Source organism: Promicromonospora sp. NPDC059942 (assembly GCF_042731755.1).
In the GTDB taxonomy this organism is placed as follows: domain Bacteria; phylum Actinomycetota; class Actinomycetes; order Actinomycetales; family Cellulomonadaceae; genus Promicromonospora.
The window spans coordinates 496,850-517,538 of the sequence record NZ_JBHWLR010000001.1 but is presented as its reverse complement, the minus strand read 5'-3'; the positions used below and the strand labels follow the sequence as shown (position 1 = coordinate 517,538).

General features: G+C 73.2%; 20 protein-coding genes. 5 read left to right on the top strand and 15 right to left on the bottom strand.

Annotation, left to right across the window (positions count from 1 at the left end):
- Nucleotides 1-100: 100 nt before the first annotated feature.
- On the bottom strand, nucleotides 101-1,438 hold the full coding sequence (locus ACFV9Q_RS02250; RefSeq protein WP_377232954.1) for a M20/M25/M40 family metallo-hydrolase: 1,338 nt from the start codon (nucleotides 1,436-1,438) through the stop codon (nucleotides 101-103).
- 60 nt (nucleotides 1,439-1,498) lie between these two features.
- The gene (locus ACFV9Q_RS02245; protein ID WP_377232953.1) at nucleotides 1,499-3,613 is read right to left on the bottom strand and encodes a M3 family metallopeptidase; all 2,115 of its coding nucleotides are present in this window, start codon (nucleotides 3,611-3,613) and stop codon (nucleotides 1,499-1,501) included.
- 75 nt (nucleotides 3,614-3,688) lie between these two features.
- Here ACFV9Q_RS02245 and ACFV9Q_RS02240 point away from each other — a divergent pair, with 75 nt between their 5' ends.
- A complete protein-coding gene (locus tag ACFV9Q_RS02240; protein WP_377232952.1) occupies nucleotides 3,689-4,132 on the top strand; it encodes a DUF6314 family protein in 444 nt (147 codons plus the stop codon).
- 62 nt (nucleotides 4,133-4,194) lie between these two features.
- Here ACFV9Q_RS02240 and ACFV9Q_RS02235 read toward each other — a convergent pair whose 3' ends face one another.
- The 6 genes from ACFV9Q_RS02235 to ACFV9Q_RS02210 form a co-directional block, all read right to left on the bottom strand.
- Nucleotides 4,195-5,508, bottom strand: coding sequence for an alginate lyase family protein (locus ACFV9Q_RS02235; protein WP_377232951.1), 1,314 nt, complete (start codon nucleotides 5,506-5,508; stop codon nucleotides 4,195-4,197).
- Nucleotides 5,508-6,854 (bottom strand): ricin-type beta-trefoil lectin domain protein, encoded by a 1,347-nt coding sequence (locus ACFV9Q_RS02230; protein WP_377232950.1) that lies wholly within the window; start codon nucleotides 6,852-6,854, stop codon nucleotides 5,508-5,510. Before ACFV9Q_RS02230 ends, ACFV9Q_RS02235 begins: the two co-directional genes overlap by 1 nt.
- Before the next feature lie 174 nt (nucleotides 6,855-7,028).
- Nucleotides 7,029-8,054 (bottom strand): chitinase, encoded by a 1,026-nt coding sequence (locus tag ACFV9Q_RS02225; RefSeq protein ID WP_377232949.1) that lies wholly within the window; start codon nucleotides 8,052-8,054, stop codon nucleotides 7,029-7,031.
- An 87-nt stretch (nucleotides 8,055-8,141) separates the two neighbouring features.
- Nucleotides 8,142-9,812 carry an ABC-F family ATP-binding cassette domain-containing protein gene (locus ACFV9Q_RS02220; RefSeq protein ID WP_377232948.1) on the bottom strand — a complete coding sequence of 557 codons (1,671 nt, stop codon included), beginning with the start codon at nucleotides 9,810-9,812 and terminating at the stop codon, nucleotides 8,142-8,144.
- Nucleotides 9,813-10,067: 255 nt separating this feature from the next.
- Entirely contained in the window at nucleotides 10,068-10,544 is a 477-nt protein-coding gene (locus ACFV9Q_RS02215; protein ID WP_377232947.1) for a DoxX family protein, read from the bottom strand.
- Between the two features lie 130 nt (nucleotides 10,545-10,674).
- Entirely contained in the window at nucleotides 10,675-11,247 is a 573-nt protein-coding gene (locus tag ACFV9Q_RS02210) for a TetR family transcriptional regulator (protein WP_377232946.1), read from the bottom strand.
- Between the two features lie 107 nt (nucleotides 11,248-11,354).
- Between ACFV9Q_RS02210 and ACFV9Q_RS02205 the strand changes: the two genes are divergently transcribed.
- The gene (locus ACFV9Q_RS02205) at nucleotides 11,355-12,761 is read left to right on the top strand and encodes an FAD-dependent monooxygenase (RefSeq protein ID WP_377232945.1); all 1,407 of its coding nucleotides are present in this window, start codon (nucleotides 11,355-11,357) and stop codon (nucleotides 12,759-12,761) included.
- 15 nt (nucleotides 12,762-12,776) lie between these two features.
- On the opposite strand, the gene ACFV9Q_RS02200 is transcribed toward ACFV9Q_RS02205, so the two are convergent.
- The 7 genes from ACFV9Q_RS02200 to ACFV9Q_RS02170 form a co-directional block, all read right to left on the bottom strand.
- On the bottom strand, nucleotides 12,777-13,265 hold the full coding sequence (locus ACFV9Q_RS02200) for a DUF4190 domain-containing protein (RefSeq protein WP_377232944.1): 489 nt from the start codon (nucleotides 13,263-13,265) through the stop codon (nucleotides 12,777-12,779).
- Nucleotides 13,262-14,041: a DUF4190 domain-containing protein gene (locus tag ACFV9Q_RS02195; protein ID WP_377232943.1), complete on the bottom strand. Its 780-nt coding sequence runs from the start codon at nucleotides 14,039-14,041 to the stop codon at nucleotides 13,262-13,264. Before ACFV9Q_RS02195 ends, ACFV9Q_RS02200 begins: the two co-directional genes overlap by 4 nt.
- A 124-nt stretch (nucleotides 14,042-14,165) precedes the next feature.
- Nucleotides 14,166-14,777 (bottom strand): DUF4190 domain-containing protein, encoded by a 612-nt coding sequence (locus ACFV9Q_RS02190; protein WP_377231093.1) that lies wholly within the window; start codon nucleotides 14,775-14,777, stop codon nucleotides 14,166-14,168.
- A 132-nt stretch (nucleotides 14,778-14,909) separates the two neighbouring features.
- Nucleotides 14,910-15,557 (bottom strand): DUF4190 domain-containing protein, encoded by a 648-nt coding sequence (locus tag ACFV9Q_RS02185; protein WP_377232942.1) that lies wholly within the window; start codon nucleotides 15,555-15,557, stop codon nucleotides 14,910-14,912.
- Nucleotides 15,558-15,660: 103 nt separating this feature from the next.
- Entirely contained in the window at nucleotides 15,661-16,440 is a 780-nt protein-coding gene (locus ACFV9Q_RS02180; RefSeq protein WP_377232941.1) for a GNAT family N-acetyltransferase, read from the bottom strand.
- Nucleotides 16,437-18,224, bottom strand: a complete 1,788-nt coding sequence (aspS, locus tag ACFV9Q_RS02175) for an aspartate--tRNA ligase (protein ID WP_377232940.1) — start codon at nucleotides 18,222-18,224, stop codon at nucleotides 16,437-16,439. The genes ACFV9Q_RS02180 and aspS overlap by 4 nt, the downstream gene beginning before the upstream one ends.
- Nucleotides 18,225-18,321: 97 nt before the next feature.
- Nucleotides 18,322-18,918, bottom strand: coding sequence for a TetR/AcrR family transcriptional regulator (locus ACFV9Q_RS02170; protein ID WP_377232939.1), 597 nt, complete (start codon nucleotides 18,916-18,918; stop codon nucleotides 18,322-18,324).
- An 82-nt stretch (nucleotides 18,919-19,000) separates the two neighbouring features.
- On the opposite strand from ACFV9Q_RS02170, the gene ACFV9Q_RS02165 reads away from it, so the two are divergent.
- The 3 genes from ACFV9Q_RS02165 to ACFV9Q_RS02155 all read left to right on the top strand — a co-directional run.
- Nucleotides 19,001-19,774 carry an oxidoreductase gene (locus ACFV9Q_RS02165; protein WP_377232938.1) on the top strand — a complete coding sequence of 258 codons (774 nt, stop codon included), beginning with the start codon at nucleotides 19,001-19,003 and terminating at the stop codon, nucleotides 19,772-19,774.
- Entirely contained in the window at nucleotides 19,771-20,139 is a 369-nt protein-coding gene (locus ACFV9Q_RS02160) for a VOC family protein (protein WP_377232937.1), read from the top strand. The genes ACFV9Q_RS02165 and ACFV9Q_RS02160 overlap by 4 nt, the downstream gene beginning before the upstream one ends.
- 38 nt (nucleotides 20,140-20,177) lie before the next feature.
- On the top strand, nucleotides 20,178-20,689 hold a 512-nt coding region (locus ACFV9Q_RS02155), incomplete at its 3' end, for a PPOX class F420-dependent oxidoreductase (RefSeq protein ID WP_377232936.1).

The window sequence follows — 20,689 nt, the reverse complement described above, 5'->3', positions numbered from 1 at the left end:
TCAGACGTACGGGTCACCCGGGTGACCCGTACGTCTGACACGTGCGCGCGCGTAGGGGCGTGCGCGCGCGTGGGCGCGGGCGAGCGCCCGCCCGGCCGCGTCAGCAGGAGGCGAGCAGGCGGTCCAGCACCCGCGTGCCGAACTTCAGGGCGTCGGTGGGCACGCGCTCGTCCACGCCGTGGAACATGCCGGCGAAGTCGAGGTCGTTCGTGAGCTGCAGGGGCGCGAAGCCGTAGCCGGTGATGCCCAGGCGGTGCAGCGACTTGTTGTCCGTGCCGCCCGAGAGCGTGTACGGCAGCACCTTCGCGCCCGGGTCCTCGGCGTCGATCGCGGCGACCATCGCGTCGACCAGCGACCCGCCGAACGGCACCTCCAGCGCCGTGTCCAGGTGGATGGGCTCGATCCGGACGTTCGGCCCCGCCAGCTCGCGCAGCGTCGCCATCCCGGCCTCCTCGTGGCCCGGCAGGAGGCGCACGTCCACGGTCGCCTCGGCGCGGCCCGGGATCACGTTCGCCTTGTACCCGGAGGCGAGCTGGGTCGGGTTGGACGTGTTGCGCACCGTGGCGCCCACGAACTTCGCCACCGGGCCGAGCGCCGCCACCAGGGCGTCGATCGTGGCCGGGTCCTCGTAGTCCACCGGCAGGCCGGTCAGGTCGCCGACGCCGCGCAGCAGCGCGTCCACGGTCGGGGTGATCGTGGTGGGCCAGGCGTGCTGCCCGATCCGCGCGACGGCGGCGGCGAGCTCGGTGACCGCGTTCTCCTCGTTGACCTGCGAGCCGTGCCCGGCCCGGCCGTCGGCGATCAGCCGCAGCCAGGCGATGCCCTTCTCCGCCGTCTGCAGCAGGTAGGCGCGCTTGCCGCCCACCTCGACCGAGTAGCCGCCCACCTCGGAGATCGCCTCGGTGGCGCCCTCGAACAGGTCGGGGCGATGGTCCACGGCCCACCGGGCGCCGTACACGCCGCCCGCCTCCTCGTCGGCGAAGAACGCGACCACGACGTCGCGCGCGGGCTTGCGGCCCTCCCGCACCATCTGCCGCACGACGGCCAGGATCATGGCGTCCATGTCCTTCATGTCGACGGCGCCACGGCCCCACAGGAGTCCGTCGGTGAGCTCTGCGCCGAAGGGATCCACGCTCCAGTCGTCCTTCGCGGCGGGCACCACGTCGAGGTGCCCGTGCAGCACCAGCGCGGGCCGGCTGCGGTCCTGCCCCTCCAGCCGGACGACGACGGACGCCCGCCCGGGGCTGGACTCGAACAGCTCGGGCTCCAGGCCGACCTCGTGCAGCAGCTCCATGACGTACTCGGCCGCGGCGCGCTCCCCCGGGCCCTCGTTGTCGCCGTAGTTCGACGTGTCGAACCGGATCAGCTCCTGGCAGATCCGGATGACCTCGTCGGCGGCGGTGGGCACGGGCGCGGCGGTGGGAACAGTCTCAGTCACAGGGCCACGGTAACCGGCCGCACGAGGCGGCCGGTCCACCGTGGCCCGGTGTCTCACACCTCAGACCAGGCCGCGGCGCTCCAGCAGCGGCGTGATCTCGGCGGCGCGTCCCCGCAGGTCCTCGAACGAGGCCAACGGGTCCTGCGAGCCGCCGCGGGCGAGCAGCTTGCGCCGGAACGCCTCGCCGTTCTCCCGGGTCAGCCCGCCGTTCTCGGCGTACCACTGCACGGTGTCCGCGTCGAGCACCTCGGACCAGATGTACGAGTAGTACCCGGCCGAGTACCCGCCCCCGAAGATGTGGTTGAAGTAGGTGCTCCGGTACCGCGGCGGCACGGACGCGAAGTCCACGCCGGCCGCGGCGAGCGCCGCCGCCTCGAAGGGCAGCACGTCGTCGACCGACGTCGGCACCTGCTCCGGCGTGAGCTGGTGCCACGCCTGGTCGAGCAGCGCGGCGGCGAGGTACTCGGTGGTCGAGAAGCCCTCGCCCCAGACCCGGGAGGCGAGCATGGTGTCGACCCACTCGGCGGGCATCGGCTCGCCCGTGGTGTGGTGGACGGCGAACGACTTCAGGATCCGCGGCTCCCACGACCACATCTCGTTGACCTGCGAGGGGTACTCGACGAAGTCGCGCGGCACGGAGGTGCCGGACTGCGACGGGTAGCGGACGTCGCTGAGCAGGCCGTGCAGCGCGTGCCCGAACTCGTGGAACAGCGTGGTCACCTCGTCCCACACGAGCAGCGTGGGCTCGCCCGCCGGCGGCTTGACGATGTTCAGGTTGTTGACCACCACGGGCTTCCCGCCCAGCAGGTCGCTCTGGACGACGAGGCTGTCCATCCAGGCGCCGCCCCGCTTGGACTCACGCGTGTAGAGGTCGGCGAGGAACAGGCCCAGGCCCGTGTCGGGCTCCCCCGGCTCGACCGAGTCGAACACCTCGAACACCCGCACGTCCGGGTGGTAGCCCGGCAGGTCGGCGCGCTCGGTGAAGGAGAGCCCGAACAGCAGGCCGGCAGCCTGGAACACGCCGTCGTGCAGCACGCGCCCGAGCTCGAGGTAGGGGCGCAGGGCGGCGTCGTCCAGGTTGAAGCGCTCCTTGCGCACGGCCTCGTTGAGGTAGGACCAGTCGGCGGCGGCCACGCCGTCCGCGCCGTCGCTGCCCGACGGCGCCCCGCTCACCTTCGCGAGCTCGCCCGCCTCGCGCCGTGCGTTGGCGACGGCGGCGGGCGCGAGGCGCCCGAGCATCTCGTTGACCGCCGCCGTGGTGCCCGCGGTCGCGTCCGCGGCGATGTAGGCCGCGTGGTGCTCGTAGCCGAGGAGCTGCGCGTGGTCGGCCCGCAGCCGGGCGAGCTCCAGCAGCACCTCGCGGGTGTCGGTCTCGCCGCCCGTGGCGCCGCGCGCCATGGAGGCGGCCTGCACGCGCTCGCGGGTGGCCGGGTTCTCCAGCGAGGCCAGCACGTTCTGGTGCGTGAAGAGCTGCATCTCCAGGAGCCAGCCGTCCTGGCCGCGGGCCTCGGCGGCGGCCCGGGCGCCCGCCCGGGCGTCGGCGGAGAGGCCGGCGAGGTCGGCCTCGTCCGTCACGAGCACGCTCGCCTCGTTGGCGCCGGCCAGGAGCTTGCGCCCGAAGCTCGCCTCCAGCGACGTGATGCGCGCGTTGAGGTCGCGCAGCGTGTCCTGGTCCTGCGGCGACAGCTCGATGCCGGAGCGCTGGAACCGCGTCAGGAGCTTCTCGAGCAGGTAGGCGGTGTCGGGCTCCAGGTCGAGGTCGCCCGCTTCGGCGGCGTCGGCCAGGGTGCGCACGCGCGCGTGGAGGCGCGCGTCCATGTTGATCGCGTCCTGGTGGGCGGCGAACTGGGGCGCGAGCCGCTCCTGGACGTCCTCCAGGCCGGGGGTCGAGTCCGAGGGGAGCTGGTTGTAGTACGCCCGGGCCGCCCGGCCCAGGAGCTGCCCGGCGCGTTCCAGCGCCTCCAGCGTGTTCTCGACCGTGGCGGGTTCCGGGTTGGTGGCGATCGCCTCGACCTCGGCGCGGTGGGCGGCCATGCCGGCCAGGATCGCCGGCTCGTAGTGCTCCTCGCGGATCGCGGCGAAGTCGGGCAGGCCGTACGGCAGCGTGGACGGGGCGGCGAACGGGTTGGCCGGGTCCAGCTCCGCGGGCGCGGTGGTCTCATGGGTCGAGGTCATGGGGAACATCCTCGCCCATCGGTCGCCTCGCGGACGCGCCCTTTCCGTGCGGGCGCAGCGGTTAGGGTCGTGGGCGTGGATCCGCTCCGGCTCGTCGGCACCTGGGACTTCCGGCGGGAGATCGAGCACGCCGACGGCGCCGCGTACACCGCGGCCGGCGAGGCCGTGTTCTCCCCGGAGGAGGACGGCCGCGTGCGCTGGGCGGAGCACGGCACCCTGCGCTGGGCCGGGGGCAGCACGCCGGTGTCGCGCACGCTGTTCCTGGTCCGGGACGGCTCGGGCAACTCCGGCGGGAACAAGCCGGCCGCAGGGCCCGGGACGGTGTGGCACGTCACCTTCGAGGACGGCCGCGACTTCCACCCGTGGACCGCGGGCGCCGTCGAGCACCTGTGCGGCCGGGACCTGTACGAGGGCGGCCTGGCGGTACCCGCCGTCCGCACCCCGGAGTGGGAACTGACCTGGCACGTGACAGGCCCGGAAAAGGACTACGTACTGCACACCCGCTACACGCCTCGTTGAGTGCGGGGTATTTGTCGGCCGACGGCCTGCGAGCCGACAAATACCCCGCACTCAGCGGAGGGTCAGGGCAGGACGGCCGGGTTGTTCGCGTGGGTGAGGGTCTCCCAGGCCACGAACAGGTTGTTGGTGCCCGCCGGGCGCGTGGACTCCGTCAGGGCCTGGGTGTTGCTCATCGCGAACCCCTGCCGGTTGTGCAGGGCGTTGAACCCGACCTCGGTGACCGGGCCGAGGCCCAGGTTCACCGACCCGCCGCAGAGCCAGGACGGCACCGCGGTGCCCCGCTGGTAGGTCGAGTGGAACCCGAGCGCGTGCCGCAGGCGCTCCCCCACCTGCGGGTACAGGTCGTCACCCTGGATCGCGGCGGTCTCCGCGACGTGCGAGATCGCCGAGATGCCGTAGCCGGTGTGCGTGAAGTCCCGGCAGGTCTCCTGCGACAGGCCGTTGACCAGCGTGCGCTGGTTGTGCCAGTAGGAGAAGATCTGGTCCGGCGTGTCCCGGCCGGAGCCGGGCACGGTGCGCGGCACCGACCCGTCGGAGGTCAGGTAGATGAACGCGGGCACCCGCACCAGGAACCGCTGCCGTGCCGAGGCGTAGGCGGTGCGGTCGTCGAGGAAGATCGAGATGCCGACGGCCGCCTCCATCATCGACAGCTCCCAGTTGCCGTTGCTGTTGGACCCGTTGATCACCTCGGGCAGGTAGACGTTGCGCAGCATCGTCTCGAACCGGTCGACGTCGGCCGCGGCCCAGCCCGCGCCCGTGTACCGGATGATCTCCGCGGCCCGCGGCCACACCGACCCGGCCCACGCCGTCTGCAGCGGCGCGTTGGAGTTGGTGTGGTCCCGGATCACCGGCGACCAGGCGTTCATGATCGAGATCGCCTTGTTCGCGTACCGCGTGTCCCGGGTGACCGACCAGGCCAGGGCGTGGGTGTACGCCGCGATCGCGTCCTCCCGCTCGTCGGTGCAGCCGTAGTTCGGGTTGGAGTACGACCCGCACTCGACCACGGCCCGCGGGTGCGGCGTGTAGGACAGCGACGCGTACCGGCTGCCCATCATCGAGTCGTAGGCGCTGCGCCACGGCTGGGCACCGGCCTGCACCTGCTGCCGGATGTAGTCGAGCTGCGGCGCGCTGACGTGCACGCCCGGGTGCGTGAACGCCGCGGGCACGTCGGCCGGAGCGGCCGCCGGGGCGGCACCGGGAGCGGCGTCGGCCCCGGCGTCCGGCACCGCGTCCGGGAGGGCGGGCGCCTGCTGCCCGACGGCGGCGCGCGGCCCGGGCGCGGCACTCGCCGCGCCCGCGGCGGCCGCGGGCAGGGCGAGCCCCACGGCGACCGCGAGCACGACCAGGGTTCGGGTCCTGCCGTTGCGGATCCTCATCAGAAGCCTCCCGTGATGCGCGTGAACTCGAACCCGGGCTGGTCGCGGTTGACCGACCAGAACGCCAGCCGGGTCAGGCCGTTGTTGCGCGCGTAGTCACGGATCTGCGTCCAGGCCGCGGTGGTGGTGATCTCGCCCTGGTCGGAGCTCCCGTTCATGCCCGAGATGCCCATGTGGGCGTACGCCTGGGCGTCCGTCCAGCCGCGGGCCGACTTGAGCTGGTTCTTCAGCCCCTCGGACGCGTTGATCGTGTCCTGCGCGATGTTCGAGGAGCCGAAGTTGAACGGCATGATCGTGTAGTTGTCGATCGGGACGCCGAGCTGCGCGGCCCGGTTGATCAGCCGGGTGCCGGCACCCTCGGGGCCGCCGCGGCCCGTGCCGATCGTGACGGCGATCTTCACGTTCGGGTTGTTCTGCTTGACGATGGTCAGACCCTGCAGGATGCGGTCCTGCACCGTGTAGTTCTCGAACTCGTCGGAGTTCTCGATGTCGAAGTCGACGACGTTCGGCTGGTGCGCGTTGATGACCTGCTGCACCGCGCCGGCGTACGCGGCGGGCGTCGAGCAGTTGGGGCCGAGCTTGTTGCCGGACCAGCCGCCGAACGAGATCTGCACCTGGCCGCCCGCGGCCTTGATCGCGTTGATGGTCTGCTGGTCGACGCCGCCGGTCAGCGGTCGGCTGCCGTCCCACGCGGGGTTGCAGCCCCCGGACGAGAGGATGAACGCCATGGTGAACGCCCGCACGCCCGTCTGGCTCATCACCGACGTGGCGCTCGGCGGGTTGCCCCAGCCCAGGTACAGGTAGGGCGCGCCCGGCATCTTCGCCGGGTTGGGCTCGGGGTTGCCGCCGCCGGACGGCAGCGTCCAGCGCTGGTTGGCGCCCGCGAAGCAGTCCCAGAGCTGCAGCGGCGTGCCGTCCGCGGAGCTCGGGCCGGTCGCGTCGAGGCACTTGCCGAGCGCGCGCAGCGTGCCGTCCGCGCCGGCGGTCCAGGTCTGCGCGGCGCTGCCGTTGCAGTCCCAGAGCTGGATGCGGGTCCCGTTGGCGGTGCTCGCGTCCGCGACGTCGAGGCACTTGCCGAGCGCGCGGACCGTGCCGTCGGTGCGCACGTCCCAGCTCTGCGCGTTCGTGCCGTTGCAGCCGTAGAGCTGGATCTGCGTGCCGTTCACGGAGCTCGCCGCCGCGACGTCGACGCACTTGCCGCCGTACCCGGTGATCGCCCCGGTCGCGGCCTGCGCGGGCGGGGCGCCCCCGCCGAGCGTGAGCACGGCGGCGAGCGCCAGGGTCAGTGTCGCGAGGCCGCCGAGACCACGCCATAGAAGAGCATGGCGCCGTTGACGTGCTTGCATGGTCGTCCTCCTCATGAACTTTCAAGCCTGTAAGTGAGGAGAACGTACGACTTCTTTGCCACCCGCAACATTGGGGCTAACCCGTACAGGCACCACACAGGTTCGGCTGCCGGACGACGAAGGGCACCGGCTCGCAGGGTGCGAACCGGTGCCCGACGACTGCGGGGCGGGGTGTCAGAACCCCGCCGTGATCCGCGTGAACTCGAGGTCCTGCTGGGCGATGCCGCTGCAGCTGGACGTCACGCCGCCGCCCTCGCAGCCCCGGTCCCGGTTGACCGCCCAGTACGCGAACCGGGACAGGCCGTTGGCGTTCGCCCAGTCCCGGATCTCGGTCCACTGCGCGGGCGTGGTGGTCTCGCCGACGTCGGACAGGCCGTTCATGCCGGAGATCCCGGAGTACGAGTACGCCTCGGCGTCGGACCAGCCGTGCGCCGCCTTGAGCTGGTCCTTCAGGCCCTGGGCCGCGCTGATCGTGTCGGCCACCATGTCGGAGCCGCCGAAGTCGAACGTCATGATCGTGTAGTTGTCGATCGGCGTGCCCAGCTCAGCGGCGCGCGTGATGAGGCGCGAGCCGGCGCCGCCCGGGCCGGTCGTCGTGGTCGGGATCGTCACCACGGCCTTGACGCCGGGGTTGTTCTGCTTGACGATCGCGATCCCCTGCAGGATCCGGTCCTGGACGGCGTAGTCCTCGTACTCGTCGGTGTTCTCGATGTCGAAGTCCACGACGTCGGGCCCGTGCGCGTCGATGACCTGCTGCACCGCCCCCGCGAAGGCCTCCGGGCTGGAGCAGTTCGGGCCCAGCTTGTTGCCCGAGTAGCCCCCGAAGGAGATCTGCACCTGGCCGCCCGCGGCCTGGATGGCGTCGATCGTCTGCTCGTCGACGCCGCCGGTCAGCGGACGCTGCCCGTCCCACGCCGGCGTGCAGCCGCCGGACGACAGCAGGAACGCCATGGTGAACGCCGAGACCCCGGTCTCGCTCATCACCGAGATGGCGCTCTGCGGGTCGCCCCAGCCCAGGTACAGGTAGGGCGCGCCGGGCAGCTTCTCCGCCACGGCCTGCGGTGCGGCCTGCGGCTCGGACTGCCCGGCGGTCCGGGCCCCGGCGATCTCCGTCGCGGCGGCGCCGACCATGCCGCCGGCCGCCAGGACCATCGCGGTCACGGAGCTGAGCAGGGCGAGGCGCCTCGGGTTGGTCTTCATCGTCGTCTCCCGAAGATGTCGGTCGGATTCGTACGCAGACCGTACACAGCGGGTGAAAAATGGCGCATCAGGGTTAACCCGTACACGTCACCGCCGCACCTGGGTCAGGTTGCCCTCCGGATCCAGCCGGATCTCCGCGTCCAGGCCCAGCCGCTCCAGGAACGCGCCGTCGTGGCTCACCACCAGCAGCGCGCCCTTGTAGGCCGACAGCGCGTCAACGAGCTGGTCCGTGCTCGCGATGTCCAAGTTGTTCGTCGGCTCGTCCAGCACCAGGAGCTGCGCCGGCGGGTCCGCCAGCAGCAGACGCGCCAGCGCCACCCGGAACCGCTCGCCGCCCGACAGCGTCGACACCGGCCGGTCCACCGCCGCGCCCCGCACCAGGAACCGCGCCAGCAGGTTGCGCAGCTCCCCCGGCGGCACGTGCGGCGCACCCTCCCGCACGGCATCCAGCACGGAGGCCGCGTCCGGCAGCACGTCGACCCGCTGCGGCAGGTACGCCGCCCGCTCGGTCAGCAGCTCCCCGGACGCCGCGCCGTCCGCCCCGTCCCGTTGAGTGCTGGCTATCTGTTGCTCCGAAACGGTTTCAGCCCGCAGATACCCAGCACTCAACGAGGACGGCGCGGGTTGGGGTGCGGCGAGGAGGCGTTCCAGGAGGGTCGTCTTGCCGACGCCGTTCGGGCCCGTCAGCGCGATCCGCTCCGGACCCTGGATCACGACCTCCCGGCCGTCCGCGCCCCGCAGCACCGCCAGCCGTCGCCCGGCCGGCACGCCCGGGTCCGGCAGGTTCACGGAGATCCGGTCGTCGTCGCGCACCGCGCGCTCCGCCAGGTCGACGGCCGCGCGCGCGGCGTCCACCTTGTCGTCCAGCATCCCGCGCCGCGCACCCGCGGACTTCTCCGCGCTGTTGCGCCGGTCGTTGATCACGGCCTTGACGTACTTGCTGTTCGCGACGTCCTTGCGGCCCTTGCGCTCGCTGTGCGCGATCCGCTCCTCCGCCTCGATCCGCTGCCGCTTCTCGCGGCGCAGCGTCTGCTCGGCCGCGCGCAGCGTCTGCGCCGCCGCCTCCTGCTGCACCTGGAGCCACGCCCGGTACTCCGAGTACGGGCCGCCGAACGTCGTCAGCGACCCGGCCCGCAGCTCGGCCGTGTCGTCCATCAGCTCCAGCAGGGCCAGGTCGTGCGAGACGACGACGAGCGCGCCCCGCCAGCCCCGGACCAGCTCGTACAGGCGCTCGCGGGCGTCCCCGTCGAGGTTGTTCGTCGGCTCGTCGAGCAGCGCGACGGCGGCGGCGCCGCTGGACTGGCGCAGCCGCACGCCGGTGATCGCGGTCAGCATCGTCTCGCCGCCGGACAGGGTCGCCACCGAGCGGTCGAGACCGGTGGGCAGACCGGTGGCCGCCAGCAGCGCGACGGCCCGCTCCTCGACGTCCCAGTCGTCGCCGACGACGTCGAAGTGCGCCTCGTCGACATCGCCCGACTCGATGGCGCGCAGCGCCCGGACGACGGGCGTGATGCCGAGCAGGTCGGCGACCGTCGCGTGCACGTCGAGCGTGATGCGCTGCGGCAGGTAGTCGGCGGTGCCGCTCAGCACGACCCGCCCGGAGGTGGGCGCGAGCAGGCCGGCGACGACGCGCAGCAGGGTGGACTTCCCGGCCCCGTTCAGGCCGGTCAGGCCGGTGCGGCCGCGGCCGAAGGCGCCGGAGACGTGATCGATCGCGACGGCGCCGTCGGGCCAGGCAAAAGTGACGTCGTGCAGCACGACAGAAGGGTTGGACAACACAGCAAGGACTCCCGGGAGGTGGCATGGTGCCGACGCCCGGTGCCCTCGAAGGAGGGCAGGCGTCAGCGCGAGGTGGTCTCGTACCGGGAGATGCCCGTCATCACAGTCCTTGTCCGTAGCTCCCTCACACGCGCGGCACACCCGCAGGAGCGCACACAGCCTGACATGGGACGACGCCGGGGCGCAACGTGAATCACGGCACGATCGCCGCGGACCGCGTGCGCCCCGGCACGGTCACCGACCGGTGAGCACGGCCCCGCGGATCCGCTCGCTGCGCAGGAACAGCGCAGCCCAGACGCCGACGGCGAACAGGACGGGCGTGAGCGTGTGCGCCAGGGCGTCCTCCAGCCGGACGTGCGCGGCCACGGCGCCGCCCAGGTAGGCGGTCAGGAGCAGCGCGCCGAGGAACGCCGTCCAGGGCACCACGTAGAGCAGCACCGCGACCCCCTGCAGCACACCGATCAGGAGGACCGCCGACGCCGGGAAGCCGATGGCCTCGAACATGCCCACCGACCGGTCGGACTCGGTGAGCTGGCCGTAGGCGCCCTGCGCGAGCTGGGCCGCGACGAGCAGCGTGACCACCCACCCGAGCACGGGGGCCGCCCGCCGGAGGACGGACATGACCGTGCGGAAGGGCGCACGGAGGGGCGTGCCGGTGGGGGTGCGGCTGTGGGTCTCGGTACGGGTGGGGCCGGATGCATCGAGGGACATGGCGTGGTCTCCGTTTCGTGCGACGACGGCGGCGCGGTCCCGGAAACGTACGGCGCGGCCCGTCCGCAGAACACGGGGCTAACCGTTTAACAACGACGGTTCACGAGCCGCGGGCGGCGTGCCCCGCCGGTCAGGGCTCCGGTGCCGTGAGGTAGCGCTGCACGGTGGGCCCCAGCCAGGCGACGACGTCTGCCCGGGTCAGGTCCGCGGCGGGGCCGAACCGCAGCACGTACCGCACCAGCGCCATGCCGAGCACCTGCGAGGCGACCAGCGCGGCGCGCCGCGCGGCGTCCTCGCCGGTCCCGACGAACCGCTGCGCGAGCGGCAGGATCTGCCCGGAGAACACGTCGCGCATCCGCGCGGCACCGGCCTCGTTCGTCACCCCCACGCGCAGCAGGGTCTGCAGCACGCTGTCGTGCTCCCAGAGGTCGAGGAAGTGCCCCACGAGCACCGCCCCGACGTCGTCCACGGGGATCGCGGCCAGGTCCGGGAGCACCAGCTCCACGTCGATGACCGCCGCGAACAGGCCCTCCTTGGAGCCGTAGTAGCGCATCACCATCGACGGGTCGATCCCGGCGTCCTGCGCGATGGCGCGCACCGTGGCGCGCTCGTAGCCGTCGGCGGCGAAGCGCGCCCGGGCCGCGGCCAGGATCGACGCGCGGGTCACGTCCGACCGGCGCCGCGGAGCATCCGTGTCTGTCATGCCAACAACTGTAGGCCAACATCCGTTGACCTTCGCCGAGCCGGTCCGCTACGTTGGTCAACAAGCGTTGGCAAACACTCGTTGACCCAGCACGCCAGGAGGACACCATGGACACGGACGTCGTAGTCGTCGGGGCCGGCCCGACCGGCCTGCTGCTCGCCGGAGACCTCGCCACGGCGGGGGCGCACGTCACCGTCCTGGAGAAGCGGCCGGCCGGGCTGAGCAACCTGACCCGGGCGTTCGCCGTGCACGCACGCAGCCTGGAGGTGCTCGACGCGCGCGGCCTGGCGGACGAGCTGCTCACCCGCGGGCAGCAGGTCACCAGCCTCCGGCTCTTCCAGCGGCTCACCGTCGACCTGGCGGGCCTGCCGTCCCGGTTCCGGTACGTGCTCGTCACGCCCCAGTACGAGGTGGAGCGGCTGCTGCGCCGCCGCGCCGAGGCGGCGGGCGCCGTGTTCCGGCACGACACGCGGGTCACGGCCCTGGCCCAGGACGACGACGGCGTCACGGTCACCACCGCGGACGGCCCGCACCTGCGCGCCCGGTACGTCGTCGGCACCGACGGCGCGCGGTCCACGGTGCGCGACGCCGTCGGCATCCCGTTCCCGGGCCGGGCCGTGATCCGGTCGATGGTCCTGGCCGACGTCCGGTTGGCGCGGCAGCCCGCCGACCTGCTCACGGTCGCCGCCGCGAACGACTCGCTCGGGTTCCTCGCCCCGTTCGGCGACGGCTGGTACCGGTTCATCGGCTGGCACGGCGACCGCGACGTGAGCGAGGACGAGCCGGTCGACCTCGACGAGGTGCGTGCCATCGCCCGCGCCACCCTGCACGACGATTTCGAGATGACCGAGGCGCGGTTCCTGTCCCGGTTCCACGCCGACGAGCGGCAGGCGCCCGCCTACCGCGCGGGCCGCGTGTTCCTGGCCGGCGACGCCGCGCACGTGCACAGCCCCGCGGGCGGGCTCGGCATGAACACCGGCATGCAGGACGCCGCGAACCTCGGCTGGCGGCTCGCCGCCGCGCTGCGCCTGCCCGACGGCGCGGCGGACGCCATGCTCGACGGGTACGAGGCCGAACGGCACCCCGTCGGGAAGCAGGTGCTGCGCACGAGCGGCGGGATCCTGCGGGTCGCCACCCTGCCGGGGCCGCTGGTCGCGGCGGTGCGGCGCGGCGTCGTCGGCCTGGTCTCCCGGGTGGCGCCGGTCCGGCGGCGGGCGGCGCTGACCATCTCCGCCCTCGGCGTCGCCTACCCGGCGCCCCGCGGTGCGCACCCGCTGGTCGGCACCAGGGCGCGGGACCTCCCGCTGGAGGGCGGGTCGCGCCTCGCCGAGGCCCTCCGCGCCGGGCGGTTCGTGCTGGTCGCCCCGGCGGGGGCGCCCACTCCCGACCTCCCGGCCGCGCCCGGCGAGGTCGACCCGGCCGAGCGCGTCGTCGTCCGCCGGTCGGACGGCGGCGCGACCGCCCTGCTGGTGCGCCCCGACGGCTACGTGGCCGGCGCGGCCGCGGGCGCGTGACCCCGCGGCGGCCCGCTACTCGTAGTCGCTGTACTGCGGGCTGAAGTAGCCCTCCCGGAACTCCGGGTTGCTGAACAGGAGGACGAGCCCGACGACGATGACGAGGGTCAGGCCGATCGTCACCCAGCCCGTGATGATGCCGCCCAGGGCCAGACCGCCGTTGTCGGCCTGGCCCTCCCGCACCGCCTTGCGGCTCAGGTGGCCGGTGATGACCGCCGGGACGGCGGCCAGGAACCCGACCAGGCAGCTGAACAGCAGGAAGACGCTGAGGATGCCCAGCACGAGGGACCAGACGCCGAGCGCGTTCTTCTCGGGCGGGGCCACGTACCCGTAGGGCGCGCCGTACGGGTAGGGCTGCCCGGCGTACGGCGGGGCCGGGTAGGGCTGGGCCGGGTAGGGCTGGGCCTGCTGGTCCCACTGCTGCTCCGGCTGCTGCCCGGGCTGCGGGGCGTCCGGCTGCTTCGGCGGGTCGTAGGGCGACTTCCACTCGTCGGGCTGCGTCATACCTGGGTCACCGTGAACGCCGCCCCGAGGAGCCCGACCACCACGAAGACGACCCAGACGAGTATCCCGGCGGCGGTCAGTGCCACGTTGATCCAGCCGAGGACCAGGCCCGCCGTCGCCATCCCGGAGTTGTTCGCCAGTCCCTCGCGGATCGCCTTGCGGCTGGCGTTCCCGGTGACGATGGCGACGATGCCCAGGATCAGCGGGCACAGGATCCAGCTCAGGATGCCCGTGATCAGCGACCAGACGCCCAGGTCGTTCTTCGGGGGCGCGACCGGGTAGGCGTACTGCGGCGGAGCGCCGTACTGGTACGCGGCGGGGCCCTGCGGCGGGTACGGCTGGACCTGGCCGGAGGGGTACTGACCGGACGCGTACTGGCCCGACGGGTACTGGCCCGAGGCGTACTGGCCCGACGGGTACTGCACCTGGCCCGAGGCGTACTGGCCGGACGCGTACTGACCGGAGGGGTACTGCCCGGGCTGGCCCGTCGGGTACTGGACCGGGTGGCCCGCGGCGTCCTGGGACGGCTGGCCCGGGTACGGGACCGGCTGGCCCGACGGGGGCTGCGCGGGATACCCGTACGCGGGGCCGGCAGGCGGCGTCGGGGGCGCGGGCGCGACCGCGGGCAGGTCCACCGTCCGCTGGTCCACCGTCGGCTGGCCGGCCGGCGGCTCCGACGCCGTCGGCTGCTCCGGAACCGGCTGCTCCGGAACCGGCTGTGAGGCCGGCTGGTCGTTCGGGTCCTGCGGGCCGGGCCCGTCGTCGGGCTGGGTCATCGTGCTGCCTTCCGTGCTCGGGCGCGCCGTCGGGCGCAGGCGGGAGGGGACGAGTCAGCCCGCCGCACCACCGAGGGAGTCTCGCCTCGGGTGCGGCGGGCCGATCGACTGCCGGGGAGCGGGCTCAGCTGTTCTCGAGCTCGTCCATGAGCTCCTGGAGCTCGGGGTCCATGGTGGCGCCGGAGTCGCCGAGCTCCTGCTCGTAGCCGTTCTGCATCTCCTGCTCGATGCTGTCCTGGAACTCGGGCGACGTGACGAGGAAGCCCACGAACGCGATGTACGCGATGATGCCGAGGGTGACCAGCACCGTGCCGATCCAGCCCATGATCAGGCCCGCGAGACCCATGCCGCCGTTGTCCGCGAGGCCCTCGCGCTGCGCCTGCCGGGACTTGGTACCGGTGATGATCGCCGCGATACCGGTGAGCAGGCCGCAGCCCAGGACGGACAGGATGCCCAGCACGAGGGACCAGACGCCGAGGCTGTTCTTCGGCAGCGGCGCTCCGTAGGCGGGCTGACCGCCCTGCGCGTAGACCGGCTGCTGCTCGCCGTACGGCTGCTGCCCGTAGGGCTGCTGTCCGTACGGCTGCTGCCCGTACGGCGCCTGCGGGTACGGGGCGGGCTGGCCGGGGGCAGGCTGGCCGGGAACCGAGCCCGGCGCGGGCGCCGCCGGCTGTCCCTGCTCGGGCGGCTGCTGCGGCGGGTCGTAGGGCGACTGGCCGCCGTCAGGCTGGGTCATCGTGCTACCTCTCTGCTTTGCGGTGAGCCGGGGGACGGGTCCGGCCCGGAGGTGCCAAACCTACAGGTAGGACGCCCCGCGCGGCAGGAAAACCGCGCGGGGAGACCTACCCGTGTTCGCACGTGCGCAGAGTCAGTAGTTCCAGTCGTTGGGGTCCATGTCTCCCCATCCGTTCAGGCCGCCGGAGATGAGCCCGACCGCCAGCGCGATGACGAAGAACACGATGGCGAGGACGACCAGCGCCACGTTGATCCAGCCCAGGATCAGACCCGCGGTGCCCATGCCGCGGTTGTTCGCCAGGCCCGCGTCCGCGGCCCGGCGGCTCATGGTGCCCGTGATGATCGCCGCGATCCCGAGCAGGAGCGGGCAGAACACGAAGCTGAGGATGCCCGTGATCAGGGCCCACACGCCCAGGTCGTTCTTGGGCGGCGTCTGCCCGTACGCGTACTGCGGTGCGGCCGGGGCGCCCGGCTGGCCGTAGGGCGTCGGGACGCCCTGCTGGCCGTAGGGCGGGCCCGCGTCGGGGCCGGACGGCGGGGCCGGGTGCGGCTCCTGCGGGCCGGGCTGCTGCGGGGTGGGTCGCTGGGGTAGGGGCTGCTGCCCGGCGGGCTGCGGCGGGGTGGGCTGCTGCTCCGCGCGGTACGGCTCGCCCGGAAGAGGCTGCGTGGGTGTCGGGTCCGAACCCTGCGAAGGGGTCGACCCGGGCAACGGCTGCGTAGGCGGCGTCTCCGGCTGGGGATCGCGGGGATCGCGCGGCGTACCGCCCTCGTTCTCGGTCATGAGGCTGCCTTCCCTTCCCGTTCAGGGAGCTGGGAGCACCGGGACCGGTGTCCCACCTCTACCTAACCAGGGATGACGTGGACCTGCGCGGGCGGCAGGGTCCTCACCCGCGCCGCCAGGTCTCCACCTCGTGCGCCAGCACGAAGCCCAGGCGCTCGTAGACGCGCCGCGCCGTGACGTTGTCGTCGTACAGGCCGAGCGTCACCAGCCCGTGCTCCGCGACGCCGTCCGCCGTCATCCGGGCCGTCAGGGCGCTGCCCACCCCCTGCCCACGATGCGCCGGGTCCGTCCCGATCGACCCCAGGTGGACGGACGCCGTCGGCGTCGGGGTCGCCGACCCGACGGCGACCAGCGCACCGGCGCGCGCGCCCGGCGACGTCGGCGCCGCGCGCACGCCGTACCAGCGGGCCAGCCGTGCCCGGGGACCCGTCGCACCGGACCGCGTGCCGGGGTTCGCCCGGGCGAGCAGGTCGACGATCTCGTCGGTGTGCCGGTCCAGGTCGAGCACCTCGACCGCCGGCGACCCGTCGCGCGCGGGCGGTGCGGCCTCCGTGACCATGCGGTCCCAGGTGGAGTCCGGCACGAGACCCCAGCCGGCGAGGATCTCGCCGGCCAGGGCCCCGGTGCCGCGGGTCACGGTGGCGGACACGACGTCGCCGTCGGGCACGACCGTGGCCAGGAGGCGGGCCAGCCGGCCGGCCCGGCCGACGGCGTGGAGCCATCGGCCGGGCCGCTCCCCCGTGGGGTCGGCAAGCTGCACGACGGCGGCCGCGCCGGCGTCGTCCGGGCCCGACTCGTCCGTCCAGGTCCGCGTGACCTCGAAGAAGTCGGAGCGGGCCCGGTGGAAGACGTGGTCGAGCCCGTGGCCGCCCAGCCGCGTCACGCCGTGGGGGCCGCCACGGGAGCGGCCTCGGGCTTGAAGTCGACGCCGGCCTCCTTGCGCTGCTCCGGCGTGATGGGCGCCGGCGCCGCCGTCAGCGGGTCGAACCCGCCGCCCGACTTCGGGAAGGCGATGACGTCGCGGATCGAGGCCGACTTCGTCAGCAGGGACACGATGCGGTCCCAGCCGAACGCGATACCGCCGTGCGGCGGGGCGCCGAACGCGAAGGCGTCGAGCAGGAAGCCGAACTTCTCCTGCGCCTCCTCGTGCCCGATGCCCATCACCTCGAAGACGCGCTCCTGCACGTCCCGGCGGTGGATACGGATCGAGCCGCCGCCGATCTCGTTGCCGTTGCAGACGATGTCGTACGCGTAGGCCAGGGCCTCGCCCGGCTCCTTCTCGAACGTGTCGATCCACTCGGGCGTGGGCGACGTGAACGCGTGGTGCACGGCGGTCCAGGCGGACGAGCCGAGGTCGACGTCGTCGTCCTCGCCGGCCGGCTTGAACAGGGGCGCGTCGACGACCCAGACGAAGGACCAGGCGTTCTCGTCGATCGCACCGGTCTTGTGGGCGATCTCCAGGCGGGCGGCGCCGAGCAGCCCGCGCGCCTCCGACGTCTTGCCCGCGGCGAAGAAGACGGCGTCGCCGGGCTGGGCGCCGGTCGCGGCCGCGAGGCCGGCGCGCTCGTCGTCGGACAGGTTCTTGGCGACCGGGCCGCCGAGCTCGCCCTCCTCCGTGAAGGTCACGTAGGCGAGGCCGCGGGCGCCGCGCTGCTTGGCCCACTCCTGCCAGGCGTCGAACTGGCGGCGCGGCTGGGCCGCCCCGCCGGTCATGACGACGGCGCCCACGTACTCCGCCTGGAACACGCGGAACGGCGTGGCCTTGAAGTAGTCGGTGAGCTCGACGATCGGGTTCTCGAACCGCAGGTCGGGCTTGTCCGTGCCGTACAGGCGCATCGCCTCGTGGAACGTGATGCGCTGGATGGGCGTCGGGATCTCGACGTCGACCAGCGCCCAGAGCGCCTGGAGGATCTTCTCGCCCAGGGCGATCACGTCCTCCTGGTCCACGAAGCTCATCTCGACGTCGAGCTGCGTGAACTCCGGCTGGCGGTCCGCGCGGAAGTCCTCGTCGCGGTAGCAGCGCGCGATCTGGTAGTAGCGCTCCATGCCGCCCACCATGAGGAGCTGCTTGAAGAGCTGCGGCGACTGCGGCAGCGCGTACCAGGAGCCGGGCGCGAGGCGCGCGGGGACCAGGAAGTCGCGGGCGCCCTCCGGGGTGGACCGGGTCAGGGTCGGCGTCTCGATCTCGACGAAGTCCTGCTCGTCCAGCACGCGGCGCGCCGCCTGGTTGGCCTTGGCGCGCAGGCGCAGGGCGTGCGCGGGGGCCGGACGGCGCAGGTCGAGGTAGCGGTGCTTGAGGCGCGCCTCCTCGCCGATCACCTCGGTGTCCGCGAGCGCCGTGGAGACCTGGAACGGCAGCGGCGCGGACTCGTTGAGGGTGACGACCTCGGTGGCGACGACCTCGATCTCGCCGGTGGCGAGGTTGGCGTTGGCGTTGCCCTCGGGGCGGCGGCCGACCTCGCCGGTGACCTGCAGCACGAACTCGGCGCGCAGCGGGTGGGCGATCTCCTCGTCGCGGATGACGACCTGGGCGATGCCGGACGCGTCACGCAGGTCGATGAACGCCACTCCCCCGTGATCACGGCGGCGGTCGACCCAGCCCGTGAGGGTGACGGTCTGGCCGATGTGCTCGGCCCGCAGTGAGCCGGCCGTGTGGGTGCGGAGCACGGAGAGGTCCTTTCATGACGGAAGACGAGTTGCCCCCGCCGGGCACCCTGACGGGGCGGGACGGCGGTGGGTGGGCGCCGCAGGGCGCGCAGCGAGTCTAGTGCGTGACGGCGGTCGGGGCTGCGTCCGCTGCGCCGAACCTCAGGCCGTCGAAGAGGAGCCCGGTGATGCGCACGGCTTCGTCCTGCCAGCCCTCGGTGGCGCGCATGCCGCAGATCCCGCCCAGGGCGCGCAGGAGGGTCCGTCCGTTCACGTCGCCGCGGACGGCGCCGGCGGCGGCGCCTGCCTCGAGGAGGCGGTCGAGCGCCTGGGCCATCCGTGCCCGGGCGTCGTCGAACACGGGCGAGTCGGTCGCCATGATGGCCTCCAGCGCGACGCCCATCCCCTTGCCCACGGCCGCGTGGTCGACGAGCAGCAGCAGGAACTGCCGGAGCGCCTCGTCGGGGGCGTGCTCGTCGAGCAGCTCCGCGGGCGCGGCGCACAGCTCGTCGACCTCGTGGCGGTAGACCTCCTCGACGAGCGCCTCGCGCGTCTCGAAGTGGCGGTAGAGCGTCCCGACCGCCACCCCTGCCCGGCGGGCGATCTCCTCGACGCGGATGTTCGCCTCCCCGGCGAGGAAGGCGTCCCGCGCCGAGGTCAGGACCGCCTCCCGGTTGCGTCGCGCGTCGGAGCGCAGCGGGCGTGACGAGGGCATCTCGACCTCCGTAAGGTGAATCTGGTTCATGTTAGGTGTACCGTTTCCGGAACCTGGTTCATCTTACTGGAAGGAGACCCCCGTGCCTGTTCCACCCGAAGGCCTCGAAGGCCTGCGCGTACTGGTCACCGGCGGCAGCCGAGGCCTCGGCAGAGCGACCGCCCGGCGGTTCGTCGCTGCCGGTGCGACGGTGCTCACCGCCGCACGCACCGCGCCCCCGGACGACCTGCGCGCCACCCACGTCCCCGCGGACCTCGCCACCGAGCAGGGCGTCGCCGAGCTCGGCCGCCGGGTGATCGACGCCGTCGGCGGCGTCGACGTCCTGGTCGACAACGCCGGCGCCGCGACCACACCGACGCCGACCCTCCAGCGGTCCGACGAGTCCTGGCAGTCGGACCTGGAGATCAACCTGCTCGCGGCAGTACGGCTCGACCGGGCACTGGTTCCCGGGATGGTCGAGCGCAGCTCGGGCGTCGTCGTGCACGTCTCGTCGATCGCGAGCCATTTGCCGCAGCGCAACGAGGCCCCCTATGCGGCGGCCAAGGCGGCGCTCAACGCCTACAGCCGCGAGCTCGCGACCGAGGTGGGCGAGCACGGGGTCCGTGTGGTGTGCGTCCTGCCGGGTTTCGTGGCCACGGAGGGTGCCCGTGCGCACCACCAGCAGATGGCCGACCAGCAGGGCATCAGCCTCGGCGAGGTGCAGCAGCAGATCGTCGACCACCTCGGCATGCCGATGGGCCGACCCGGAGACCCCGAGGACGTCGCGGAGATGATCGCCTTCCTGGCGTCCGACCGGGCGAAGTGGCTCACCGGAGCCCAGTTCCGCGTCGACGGCGGCATCATCCCGGCGATATGAACATCAACCTCGGCGCGGTGAGCTTCGACGCCCCCGACCTGGACCTCGAGAGCACGTTCTGGCAGGGGCTCCTGGGCGGTTCGGTCACCCGGACCCCGACCCACCACTTCCTGCGGGCCGACGGGTTCCCGGTGATCGTGGTCCAGCTCGTCCCGGGGCTCGTCCCGCCGGACTGGCCGGACGGGAACCCGCAGCAGATGCACGTCGACCTCACGACGGACGACCTCGCGTCCGCCGATGAGAAGGCCGTTGCGGCAGGTGCCCGCCGGCTGCGGCCCACCGGCGACGTCGACCCCGGCGCGCCGCCGAGCGGCCGGGTCTATGCCAGCCCGGCCGGGCACCCCTTCTGCCTGCGGCCCGCCTGAGGCACGGACCGGCCGGGCCCGGGGATAGCCTGACGCCCATGGCCAGGACTATCGCGACCAACACGACCGTGTCCCGGGACGAGCTGCTGGAGTTCCTGCGCTCGCGCCGCGACGGGATCCTCGTGACCAGCAGGGCCGACGGCGCCCCGCAGCTCAGCCCCGTGACGTACGGCGTGGACCCGCAGGGCCGCGTCGTCGTCTCGACGTACCCGGAGCGGGCCAAGGCGCGGAACCTGAAGGCGCGGCCCGCGGCGTCGTTCCTGGCGCTCGGCGAGGACTTCGGCGGCGCCTGGGTCCAGGTGGACGGCACGGCCGAGGTGCTGGACGTCCCCGAGTCGGTGGAGCCGCTGGTCGACTACTTCCGCGCGGCGGCCGGCAAGGAGCACCCGGACTGGGACGAGTACCGCGCCGCGATGGTCGAGCAGGGCAAGTCGCTCGTGCGCATCACGATCGAGCGCTGGGGTCCGGTGGGGAAGGGGGGGGTTCCTCTGCTTCTCTCGCGGGGGGGGACGCCCCCCCCCCCCCCACGGGGCAACCGCCCTCTCCCTTT

Excerpts from the sequence above, each read along its gene's own strand:
- ACFV9Q_RS02245 (WP_377232953.1), bottom strand. The coding sequence starts at position 3,613 with ATGACCTCGACCCATGAGACCACCGCGCCCGCGGAGCTGGACCCGGCC.
- ACFV9Q_RS02235 (WP_377232951.1), bottom strand. The coding sequence starts at position 5,508 with ATGAGGATCCGCAACGGCAGGACCCGAACCCTGGTCGTGCTCGCGGTC.
- ACFV9Q_RS02230 (WP_377232950.1), bottom strand. The coding sequence starts at position 6,854 with ATGCAAGCACGTCAACGGCGCCATGCTCTTCTATGGCGTGGTCTCGGC.
- ACFV9Q_RS02225 (WP_377232949.1), bottom strand. The coding sequence starts at position 8,054 with ATGAAGACCAACCCGAGGCGCCTCGCCCTGCTCAGCTCCGTGACCGCG.
- ACFV9Q_RS02215 (WP_377232947.1), bottom strand. The coding sequence starts at position 10,544 with ATGTCCCTCGATGCATCCGGCCCCACCCGTACCGAGACCCACAGCCGC.
- ACFV9Q_RS02210 (WP_377232946.1), bottom strand. The coding sequence starts at position 11,247 with ATGACAGACACGGATGCTCCGCGGCGCCGGTCGGACGTGACCCGCGCG.
- ACFV9Q_RS02205 (WP_377232945.1), top strand. The coding sequence starts at position 11,355 with ATGGACACGGACGTCGTAGTCGTCGGGGCCGGCCCGACCGGCCTGCTG.
- ACFV9Q_RS02200 (WP_377232944.1), bottom strand. The coding sequence starts at position 13,265 with ATGACGCAGCCCGACGAGTGGAAGTCGCCCTACGACCCGCCGAAGCAG.
- ACFV9Q_RS02195 (WP_377232943.1), bottom strand. The coding sequence starts at position 14,041 with ATGACCCAGCCCGACGACGGGCCCGGCCCGCAGGACCCGAACGACCAG.
- ACFV9Q_RS02190 (WP_377231093.1), bottom strand. The coding sequence starts at position 14,777 with ATGACCCAGCCTGACGGCGGCCAGTCGCCCTACGACCCGCCGCAGCAG.
- ACFV9Q_RS02185 (WP_377232942.1), bottom strand. The coding sequence starts at position 15,557 with ATGACCGAGAACGAGGGCGGTACGCCGCGCGATCCCCGCGATCCCCAG.
- ACFV9Q_RS02170 (WP_377232939.1), bottom strand. The coding sequence starts at position 18,918 with ATGCCCTCGTCACGCCCGCTGCGCTCCGACGCGCGACGCAACCGGGAG.
- ACFV9Q_RS02160 (WP_377232937.1), top strand. The coding sequence starts at position 19,771 with ATGAACATCAACCTCGGCGCGGTGAGCTTCGACGCCCCCGACCTGGAC.